This is a genomic window from Streptomyces anandii JCM 4720 (genome assembly GCF_014650655.1).
Lineage (GTDB): Bacteria > Actinomycetota > Actinomycetes > Streptomycetales > Streptomycetaceae > Streptomyces > Streptomyces anandii.
Genome location: NZ_BMVJ01000002.1, coordinates 50,665 through 57,410 on the forward strand (window position 1 = coordinate 50,665; position 6,746 = coordinate 57,410).

Consider the following 6,746-nt stretch of genomic DNA (forward strand, 5'->3'; position numbering starts at 1 on the left):
GGGCCTGCTCGGCGCCCTCGACCCGCAGCGCGTCGGCGCGTTCGGATGGTCGAAGGGCGGCACCGCCACCGCGCTCACCATGCTCGCCGACCAGCGCGTCAGGGCCGGGCTCAGCATCGACGGCCCGATGCAGCCGACCGTCACCGCCAACCTGGACCGGCCGTTCATGATGATGACGGCCGTGTTCACCCGGGCCGCCGTGCCGGACGTCGCCGAGTTCTGGTCGCACCTTCGCGGCTGGCGGCTCGACGTCCAGGCCGACGGCGCCATCCACAACTCGTACGGCGACAACGCGACGCTCATCCCACAGGCGGGCAGGATCCTGGGTATGACCGACCGGCAGATCCAGGACTGGATCGGCACCCTCGACCCCGCCCGGTCGGTACGGATCCAACAGGCGTACCCGCTCGCCTTCTTCGACCTGCACCTGCGGCACCGTCGAGGGCATCTGCTCGACGGTCCGAGCGCGGCCTTCCCGGAGGTGAGGTTCCTTCCATGACGCCGTGGACCGCGGCGCTCACGTTCCGCGCCGCGGTCCACTGCCCGGCCGCGGCGAAAAGCCGCTGCCGTCCACTCCGTCCGGAATGAGTGAAACCCCGGCTCAGGGCCACACCAGGCAATACGCCTGGTGTCCCGCGTCATGAAGCCGGTGGCTGAAGTCCTGCCACTCGTGGAGCAGCTGGTACACGTTGAAGGCGTCCCGGGGGCCGCCTCGGTCCGGGACCGTGGACCAGATGAAGGCGGCCGCGCCGACCGCCTCCTCGCCGATGTCGCGAAGGGGGTCGACGACCGTCATCGGGAGCTTGACCACGGCGTAGTCGGGGTGCAGGACGACCAGCTCCAGGGGCGGCACCTTGTGCAGGGGGACGCCCTCGATGCCGGTCAGCACCATCGCGGCCATCGTCTCCGGCTTGATCTTGGTGAACATGCCGTTCATGCCGAGCTCGTCGCCGCCGAGTTCCTCGGGGCGCATCGAGATCGGGACACGGGCGGCCGTAGCACCGTCGGGCGCGCCGAAGTACTTGTACGTCACCCCCACCCGACCACCATTCCTGCTCCCGTCCCGGAGGCTGTCGATCCTGCGGTCGATCCGGTGATCGAACCGCCGCTCGAGCCCCTCGGGCTCACTCGGTACACCGTGTTCCTGACGTGCTTCGGCCGCTTCCTCCGCCTCGCGTCGGTGCCTTCCCCGCCGGGCACGTCGAGGACCCAGGTCATCAGTCCCCTCGCCCAGTCCGCCACCGCGATGCATATCTCCACCCGACTGCTTTTCTAGGACGCGTGGCCCCCGCCGCGCAACCCGATCATCGTGTCAGTGACCTCCCCCACGGCCGCCCGCCGAAACGTGCGCCGAAACATCTGTCCGTGGGGATCTTCGAGGCCCTCGACACGACCCTTCGCCTGTCTATACGTACGCGGAGCCCAGTTTCGCAGATGGGCGGCGGCGAATCCGTGTGATCCGCCGCCCAGGGGGCCGCCGGCCGCGCTGGCCTACCCTGAACAGGGCACTGCCCACCCCATTTCAGGGAACCAGCCGAGAACGACCCGAGAAGTCGGAGAAGTCGCAGGTCATGAGCGAACTGCCATACCCATACGAAGCACCCGCCTCGCAGGCGCTGTTCGACCGTGCGGCGGCCGTCACACCCGGCGGTGTGAACTCGCCGGTGCGCGCCTTCGGCGCCGTGGGCGGCACTCCCCGGTTCATGGTGTCCGGCAGCGGCCCGTATCTGAAGGACGCCGACGGGCGCGAGTACGTCGACCTCGTCTGCTCCTGGGGTCCGATGATCCTCGGACACGGCCGCCCCGAGGTGCTCGCCGCCGTGCAGGAGGCGGTCGCGCGCGGTACGTCCTTCGGCACGCCCGGTGAGGGCGAGGTCGCGCTCGCCGAGGAGATGACCGCCCGGGTCGCCCCGCTCGCGCAGGTGCGGCTGGTGTCCAGCGGGACCGAGGCCACCATGTCCGCGATCCGCCTGGCCCGCGGGTTCACGCGGCGCTCCAAGGTGGTCAAGTTCGCCGGGTGCTACCACGGGCACGTCGACTCGCTGCTCGCCGCCGCCGGCTCCGGCGTCGCCACCTTCGCGCTGCCCGACACCCCGGGCGTCACCGGAGCGCAGGCCGGGGACACGATCGTGCTGCCGTACAACGACCTCGACGCGGTGCGCGCGGCCTTCGCCGCCCACCCCGGTGAGATCGCCTGCGTGATCACCGAGGCCTCGCCGGGCAACATGGGCGTGGTGCCGCCGCTGCCCGGGTTCAACCAGGGGCTCAAGGACCTGTGCGGGGAGAACGGCGCCCTCTACATCTCCGACGAGGTCATGACCGGCTTCCGCACCAGCCGCGCCGGGTGGTTCGGTGTGGACGGGGTCGAGCCGGACCTGATGACCTTCGGGAAGGTGATGGGCGGCGGCTTCCCCGCCGCGGCGTTCGGCGGCCGCGCCGACGTCATGGCGCACCTCGCCCCCGCCGGGCCCGTCTACCAGGCAGGCACCCTGTCCGGGAACCCGGTGGCCACCGCCGCCGGACTGGCCCAGCTGCGGCTGCTCGACGACGCGGCGTACGCGAAGGTCAACGCCGTCTCGCAGCAGGTCCAGGCCATGGTCTCCGAGGCGCTGACCAAGGAGGGCGTGGCGCACACGCTGCAGAACGCCTCCAACATGTTCTCGGTGTTCTTCACCGACCGGCCGGTGCGCAACTACGACGACGCCAGGGCGCAGGAGTCGTATCGTTTCACCGCCTTCTTCCACGCGATGCTCGCGAACGGCGTCTACCTGCCGCCGTCCTCCTTCGAGTCCTGGTTCGTCTCCACCGCCCACGACGAGCAGGCCCTCCAGCGGATCGCCGACGCCCTTCCGGCGGCGGCCCGGGCGGCGGCGGAGGCGGAGACCACGGCATGAGCGAGATCCACGGCAACAACGACGGCGACAACGGCGGCAGCGGCGACGACATCACCGTCGTCCACCTCATGCGCCACGGCGAGGTGGAGAACCCCACCGGGGTCCTCTACGGGCGGCTGCCCGGCTACCACCTCTCCGAGCTCGGGCGGAAGATGGCCGAGCGGGTCGCCGAGCACCTCGCGCCCCGGGACATCACCCACGTGGTCGCCTCCCCGCTGGAGCGGGCGCAGGAGACGGCGACGCCGATCGCCAAGGCGCACGGGCTCGACCTCGCGACCGACGAGCGGCTGATCGAGGCGGAGAACGTCTTCCAGGGCAAGACCTTCGGCGTCGGCGACGGCGCGCTGCGCCGGCCGGGCAACTGGAAACACGTGCTCAACCCGTTCAGGCCGTCCTGGGGCGAGCCGTACGTCGACCAGGTGGTGCGCATGATGGGCGCGCTGAACGCGGCGAAGGACAAGGCGCGTGGGCACGAAGCGGTGCTGGTGAGCCACCAGTTGCCGATCTGGATCGTGCGTTCCTACGTCGAGCGGCGCCGGCTGTGGCACGACCCGCGCCGGCGGCAGTGCACGCTCGCCTCGCTGACGACGTTCACCTACCGGGGCGACCGGATCGTCTCCGTCGGCTACAGCGAGCCGGCCCGCGACCTGGTCCCGGCCCACCTGCGCGCAGGCGCCAAGCCGACGAAGGGCCAGAGCAAGGCCTTCGGCGCCTGACCACCACCCCGCGGGCGGCGCCTTCGGCGCCCCCGCGGGCGGTGCGCTCGCCTGTGGCGCAACTCGCCCCCGCCCCCGGCGTCCTGGGCCGGCGCACGCGGCGTCTCGCGCCATCGGCGCACCCCGTGCGTCGGCCACCGCACAGTTTCATTACGTTTGTTGCGAAATTCATACTGGTACCGGGAACCCCCGCGTCCGTCACCGCCTCTCAGTGGGTGACCATCAGAGGACGTGACGGATCGGGGATCTCATGCGCACCTACTCCCGGAGGGGAATGCTCGGCATCGGCGCGGGCACCGCGGCCGCCATCGGGCTCGCGGGCTGCGGCACCGACAACTCTTCCGACGGCGGCGACCGCTCCGGCGGTTCCGGCAAGGGGAGTTCGGGTGACGGCAAGAGCACCGACCGTCCGGAGCGCCTGATAGGCGACGGCTCCACGGCGTTCACGGGCAAGCAGCCCTTCCAGCCCGCCAAGCCCGAACCGCTGGAGCCGGGGCAGACCCCGCCGCAGTTCGTCATCTTCTCCTGGGACGGGGCGGGCGAGGTCGGCAACGGCCTCTTCCCCCGCTTCCTCGACCTCGCCAAGCAGCACGGCGCCCACATGACCTTCTTCCTCTCCGGCCTCTATCTGCTGCCGGAGTCCAAGAAGCGCCTGTACGACCCGCCGAACAACCCGCGCGGCGCCTCCGACATCGGCTACCTGACGGACGAGCACATCAAGTCCACGCTCACCAACGTCCGCCGGGCCTGGCTCGAGGGCCACGAGATCGGCACCCACTTCAACGGCCACTTCTGCGGCGGCCACGGCACGGTCGCCAACTGGACGCCCAAGCAGTGGCGCAGCGAGATAGACCAGGCCAAGGCGTTCGTGAAGCAGTGGAAGACGAACACCGGCTGGCGCGACCTGCCCGCGCTGCCCTTCGACTACGACAAGGAACTCGTCGGCGGCCGCACGCCCTGCCTGCTCGGCCAGAACCAGCTGCTGCCCACCGCCCGTGAGCTCGGCTGGCGCTACGACGCCTCCTCGCCCGGCGGCCTCCAGGTGTGGCCGAGGAAGAAGCTGGGGATCTGGGACCTGCCGTTGCAGCAGATACCTTTCCCCGGCCGCAAGTTCGAGGTCCTCTCGATGGACTACAACATGATGTACAACCAGTCCCAGAACTCGACCAAGGCGCCCGCCGGCAACTACCCCGGCTGGCGACAGCAGGCGGCCGGCGCCTACATCGCGGGCTTCAAGCGGGCATACGAGACAAACCGGGCACCGCTCTTCATAGGCAACCACTTCGAGCACTGGAACGGCGGCATCTACATGGACGCCGTCGAGGAGGCCTTCAAGCACATCGCGCGCGAGAAGGAGAAGGGCGCCGACGTGCGCATCGTCTCCTTCCGGCAGTACGTGGACTGGATGGACGCGCAGAAGCCGGAGGTGCTCGCCAAGCTGCGCGGCCTCGGCGTGGGCCAGACGCCGCCCGGCGGCTGGAAGCAGTTCATGCAGAGCACCGGCGGCACGGGGGCCGGCAAGGGCACGGGAACGGGAACCGGCACGGGTACGCAGAACGCGTCCTGAAATGCGGTTTTCCTGCCGCAAGGGGGGTGCGCAAGATCCCCGGAACGGGCATGCGAAACTTTTCACATGAGTGCCGTCAGCCGCGCCCCCCAGTGCTCGAACCGGGCGAACCGTACGCCCCGTCCGCACCCCACGCGCACGAGCCGCGTCCGCCGCCGCGCCGCCCTGCTCGCGGCGGGGACGGCCGTCGCGGCACTCACCCTGTCCGCGTGCGGCTCCGGCGGCACCTCCGGCGGCTCGGGCAACACCAACTTCATCACCGGCGCCGACGGAATCGCCACCGTCAAGAAGGGCGAGCGCAAGCCCGCGCCCGACCTGTCCGGCAAGACCATCGACGGCAAGCAGCTCGACCTCTCCTCCTACAAGGGCAAGGTCGTCGTCCTCAACGTCTGGGGCTCCTGGTGCGCGCCCTGCCGCGCCGAGGCGCCCAACCTCGTGAAGGTGGCGAAGGACACCGCCGCCAAGGGCGTGCAGTTCGTCGGCATCAACACCCGCGACACCAGCACCCAGCCGGCCCAGTCCTTCGAGAAGCAGTTCGCGGTGCCGTACCCGAGCCTGTACGACCCGACGGGCAAGCTGATGCTCCGCTTCAAGAAGGGCACGCTCAACCCGCAGCTCATCCCGACCACGATCATCCTCGACCGGGACGGGAACATCGCGGCGCGCGCCCTCCAGGCGCTCAGCGAGGACAAACTGCGCAAGATGCTCGACCCGGTCCTCGCGGAGAAGTGACCCGTCGTGCTACTGGCCGAAGCCATTGACCCCAACCGGACGGTCAGCAGCGGAGCGCTGCTGCTCGCGCTTCCCGTCGCCGTGCTCGGCGGACTGGTCTCCTTCTTCTCCCCCTGCGTCCTCCCGCTCGTCCCCGGCTACCTGTCGTACGTGACGGGAGTCACCGGCACCGACCTCGGCGAGGCGCGCCGGGGCCGGATGGCCGTGGGCGCCTCGCTCTTCGTGCTCGGCTTCACCGCCGTGTTCGTCTCCGGCGGCGCGCTGTTCGGGTACTTCGGGCAGACCCTCCAGGACCACAAGGGCCCCCTCACCAAGGTGCTCGGGGTGCTCATGATCCTCATGGGCGTCTTCTTCATGGGCCTGATGCCCTGGATGACCCAGCGTGAGTTCCGCCTCCACCGGCGCCCGGCCACGGGGCTGGTGGGCGCGCCGCTGCTGGGCGCGCTGTTCGGGATCGGCTGGACCCCGTGCATCGGACCCACCCTCTCCGCCGTCCAGACGCTCTCCTTCCAGCAGGCGAGCGCGGGGCGCGGCGCGCTGCTCACCGTCGCCTACTGCGCCGGGCTCGGGATCCCGTTCGTGCTCACCGCGGTCGCCTTCCGCAAGGCCCTCGGCGCCTTCGGCTGGGTCAAGCGTCACTATGTCTGGGTGATGCGCATCGGCGGCTCGATGATGATCCTGACCGGTGTGCTGCTGCTGACCGGTGCCTGGGACCGCCTGGTGCAGCAGATGCAGACCTGGTCCACCGGCTTCACTGTGGGGATCTGATCGATGAGCAAGACGACAACCGGCACCCCCGCCGACGAGACCCCGGCCACCGGGAACCTCGCGGGCGAG

At 70.3% G+C, this 6,746-nt stretch carries 7 protein-coding genes; 6 read left to right on the plus strand and 1 reads right to left on the minus strand.

Annotated features, from left to right (window positions below; genetic code table 11):
- On the plus strand, positions 1-499 hold a 499-nt coding region (locus IE249_RS36010; protein ID WP_444544800.1), incomplete at its 5' end, for an alpha/beta hydrolase.
- Between the two features lie 102 nt (positions 500-601).
- On the opposite strand, the gene IE249_RS03330 is transcribed toward IE249_RS36010, so the two are convergent.
- Positions 602-1,039, minus strand: a complete 438-nt coding sequence (locus tag IE249_RS03330) for a hypothetical protein (RefSeq protein WP_189703267.1) — start codon at positions 1,037-1,039, stop codon at positions 602-604.
- Positions 1,040-1,571: 532 nt separating this feature from the next.
- On the opposite strand from IE249_RS03330, the gene hemL reads away from it, so the two are divergent.
- The 5 genes from hemL (at position 1,572) to IE249_RS03355 (ending at position 6,677) form a co-directional block, all read left to right on the plus strand.
- Positions 1,572-2,894: a glutamate-1-semialdehyde 2,1-aminomutase gene (gene hemL / locus IE249_RS03335; protein ID WP_189703269.1), complete on the plus strand. Its 1,323-nt coding sequence runs from the start codon at positions 1,572-1,574 to the stop codon at positions 2,892-2,894.
- Positions 2,891-3,610 carry a histidine phosphatase family protein gene (locus IE249_RS03340; protein WP_189703270.1) on the plus strand — a complete coding sequence of 240 codons (720 nt, stop codon included), beginning with the start codon at positions 2,891-2,893 and terminating at the stop codon, positions 3,608-3,610. The genes hemL and IE249_RS03340 overlap by 4 nt, the downstream gene beginning before the upstream one ends.
- A gap of 250 nt (positions 3,611-3,860) precedes the next feature.
- Positions 3,861-5,177 carry a polysaccharide deacetylase family protein gene (locus tag IE249_RS03345; RefSeq protein WP_189703271.1) on the plus strand — a complete coding sequence of 439 codons (1,317 nt, stop codon included), beginning with the start codon at positions 3,861-3,863 and terminating at the stop codon, positions 5,175-5,177.
- Between the two features lie 66 nt (positions 5,178-5,243).
- Entirely contained in the window at positions 5,244-5,909 is a 666-nt protein-coding gene (locus IE249_RS03350; protein WP_189703272.1) for a TlpA family protein disulfide reductase, read from the plus strand.
- Between the two features lie 6 nt (positions 5,910-5,915).
- A complete protein-coding gene (locus IE249_RS03355) occupies positions 5,916-6,677 on the plus strand; it encodes a cytochrome c biogenesis CcdA family protein (RefSeq protein WP_189703273.1) in 762 nt (253 codons plus the stop codon).
- The last annotated feature ends 69 nt before the right edge of the window (positions 6,678-6,746 follow it).